At 63.6% G+C, this 3,707-nt stretch carries 2 protein-coding genes; both read right to left on the bottom strand.

From position 1 onward, the window contains the following. The coding region (locus VIW95_RS03665) for an AMP-binding protein (RefSeq protein ID WP_331584059.1) at positions 1-2,451 on the bottom strand (2,451 nt) is incomplete at its 3' end. After that, positions 2,441-3,707, bottom strand: a 1,267-nt coding sequence (locus VIW95_RS03670; RefSeq protein ID WP_331584060.1) for a lactate racemase domain-containing protein, incomplete at its 5' end; no start/stop codon positions are given. The genes VIW95_RS03670 and VIW95_RS03665, both read right to left, overlap by 11 nt.

The following is a 3,707-nucleotide window of genomic DNA, read 5'->3' on the forward strand; positions in this document are numbered from 1 at the left end:
GTGAAAGAACGGACCGCGCGCCTCGACTTCATCGACGATGCGCCGATGGACGGCCTCCCACACCGCGGGCACGCCGATCAGCGCGGTCGGACGCACGTCGGCGAGCGTGCGCGAGAGGGTTTTTGCATCGACCTCGAGCGGATAGACGATCGTCGCGCCGCTGGCGAGCGGCAGCAGCATCCCGCAGGTGAACTCGAACGCGTGATGCAGCGGCAGCAGCGAGAGCACGACATCGTCGGCGCCGAGCACGAACACGCGCGACAGCATCGCGACTTCGGCGGCGAAGTTGCCGTGCGACAGCATCACGCCTTTGGGCGCGCCAGTGCTGCCCGACGTAAATACGATCGACGCGAGCGTTTTTCGCTCCGGCGGCGCGGGCGGAGTCTTCGCCGCGCCGCGCAGAATAAATGGGCGCGCCAGCTCGGCGAGATCGAACTCGATGAGCTTTGGATGAGCATCACCAAGCGCAGAGCCGAGGCGATTGTGAACCGTGTTCGAGCGCAGCGCGGCCGCGGGCTCGGCGATTTTGCAGATCGGCGCGAGCTCTTCGGCCGAGATCAGCTGGTCGACCGGCACGGCGATCGCGCCGGCGCATAGAATCGCAAAATAACCGAGCACCCAGTCGGGCGAGTTCTCGCCGATAAGCAGAACGCGGTCGCCGGGCTTGATGCCCCGGGTCGCGAGCAGCAGCGCCGCGCGACGCGCGCGGTCGCGCAGCTCGCGATACGTAGTCTGCGACTGCTCGCCCGACGGCCGCCGCGCGATCATCGCGGCGCGCGAACCGTAACGGTCCGCCGCGCGATCGAGCATATCGATGAGGCTGCGATGCCGCGGCAGCGACTTGGGGCGTCCGCGCGCGTGGAGATCGAGCTGCGGAAAAATGTGGCGGCGCAGGCCGGGCAGATGAATGTTGATCCAGTAGTCCCGCCAGTCGATCAGGTCGGGACGAAACGGATGGTGCTCGGCGTCGGCCGGCTTGAGCGACGCGTAAAGCGCGCGAATGTTGCTCGCGTGAAAAGTATAAATGAGCTGCTGGATATACGGGCGATAAACCTCGACCAGTTCGCGCGCGAGGTCGGTGTTCTCCTTGAACTTGTCGATCCCGCTTTCGATGTTTTTCGCGCGTTGATTTTCCTCGCCCACCACGCTGCGCGCGAATGCCGCCGCCTGCTTGAGAATTTGCGGAACCGCGTTGCTCGCGAGGTCGTAAGTGTTCTGCGAGACGACGACGGCTTCCAGATGTGGACCCAGCCAGCGCATCGTGCCGCCGTCCTTGCGATGCTCGCGGCGATTACTGAGAGCAGTCAGCTCGACCAGCCGGCGCATCGGCAGCGGATTCCGATCCGACGTGCAGAGCTGGTAAATCGGCTTGTGCTTGCGGGATAGCAGCGCGCCGAGAATCGGAATCATCGCGTGCGCCGCGAGATCGACCGGGATCACGTCGAGCACCAGCTCTGCCTTGGCGGGATAGAATCGGTAGCCGCGGCCCGCGAGATAGGTCAGCGGCGCGCTGGTGTTGACGCCCTGGTTCCATCCGGGGAACGGATCGCGCAGCGCGCTCTCGATCACCGCCGGCCGCACGACCGTGACGTCGAGCGTGTTGCGATGCGCGAGCACCAACTGTTCGCCGAGGCTCTTGGTGTAACTGTAGGTGTTGGGCCATCCCCAACTCTGCGCGCGCTTGCGGCCGACATCCTTGAGGCGTTCCTCGACCCACTGTTTGCGTCGATGCTCGAGCGCCGACTCGCGCGAACTGCCAGCATCGTCTTCGTCGCCGCGAAACTCCGCATGACGCAGTTGATCGCGCGATTCGGCCTGCACGCGCTCGATCGCGGCGAGCGCGTCGTGAATCTCGCGCTCGAGCCGAAACGATTTGCGCCCGTCGGGGCTCCAGTCGGTGGGTATATCGTCTTCGTAGCGATGCCCATCGGCGCTGCCGGCGACGTAGCAGGTCGATACATGCATCATCGCGGCGCCGACGTTGGCGCAGAACTCGATCACGTTGGCGACGCCGGTGGTGTTGACCTCGATCGCCTTTTCCAATGAGGCCTCGAAGTTCACCAGCCCCGCGCTATGCACGACCGCATCGAGACTGCCCGGCTTGAACGGCTTCGCTTCCTCGCCGAGCAGGCCGTGATTGGTGATGTCGCCGGGAACGACCACAATCTTTTCTTCGATGTAGCGATCGAACTTATCGCCGAGATGTTCGCGCAGCGGAGCAAACACCGGTGAGTCGAGAATCTCCCGGCGAAAGCGGCCGACGCTGCTGCGCCGGTCGCCGCGAATCAGGAGGTACACGCGCTCTATCTCGGGATGCCATCGCAGCAGGAGCGCGAGGAACACCTTGCCCAGGAACCCGGTCGAACCCGTCAGCAGGATGCGACGGCCCTTGAGCACTTGCTCGAGCGCCGGCATCGCCGATCCGTTGCGTTTGCCGTTGCTACTCGACATCCGCGATCACCAGTGGCGGCAAGTGCAGGTAAGTTATCTCGGCCGAGCGGCCGAGCTCCGACGTCGCCATCGCGATCGCCTCGTCGAGCGTGTCCGCCGCTTCCCATCCCAGGCGCGCCGCGACTTCCGGTTCTTCGCATCCTGCGGCGATCACGCGCCCGACGTGCTGGCGCGCGGGTTCGCCCCAATACCACATGTAGAACGGATGCACGCCGTGGTACGCGTTGCCGTAGCGGTACATGTGGATGTAAGTGGGGTTGCGCGCAAATTCGCGCTCGAAATTTTTCTCGAGCTCGACGGCGTCGGTCGTCTCGGCGAGGCATCGATGGAAGAACTCGATGTAACTCGGATGATGCTCGGGATGAAATTCGTCGCGCAGCGGATGACAGATGATCATCGTGCCGCCTTCGCGCACCAGCGGCTTGTTTCGATACATATTGAACAGGTAGCCGAGACCCGTGCACTGCACCAGAACCGGATTCATGATCGAGTTCACGTTGTACGGACAGATGTACGGCACGCCGACTATCAAAATGTCCGCTTGGCCCTTCACCGGCACGGCGTATTGCTGGAACACTCGCGCGAGCGCCTTCTGATGCACCGACTCGGTCTCGCCAGCCCACACACCGATCATGCCGTACGGCGCCGCATAGTTGTGCAGCACGCTGCGGCGCATCTCGCTGGACATGTTGCGCATCGTCCACTGAAAGCCCTTCAGGCGGGTGCGATCCCAGTCGGTGAAGTGGTCCTCGTTCTTGTGCAGGAAATCGAGCATCCCGCCGTACATCCGCGTGTTCACCGCGGTTTCGATTTGAAAAATGTTGACCGACTCGTGAATCAGCTTGCCCATCCGGTCCGACGAGCGATGCAGCGCCGAGCGGGTCGGGTCCATGTACGAGTGCGAATCGCGCAGCGTTCCGACGTTGTGGTGATGCCGCAGACTCCGGTACGGCGCGAGCCCCACGGCGACCGACTTGTGCCCGCCGTCCATCGGCACCAGGTTGATGTTCAAATAAATGAGCAGGTCCGACTCGACGGCGCGCCGCGACAGCCACACCTCCTCGCCATGATCCGTCTTGCCGAGCATCGTCAGTTCGGCGCGATTTTCCGCGTCGAAGTTGTACAGCCGATCCGGCCAGTACTGCTTGAACGCACGCTCGCCCACGACGCGACGAATCTCGGCTTCCGTCATCCGCCGATGCAACGACGTCGCGATTACAAGATGCACGTCGTCAACCCCATAGTCGGCGAGCGTC

The organism is Binatus sp. (SeqCode) (assembly GCF_036522015.1).
In the GTDB taxonomy this organism is placed as follows: Bacteria; Desulfobacterota; Binatia; order Binatales; family Binataceae; genus Binatus.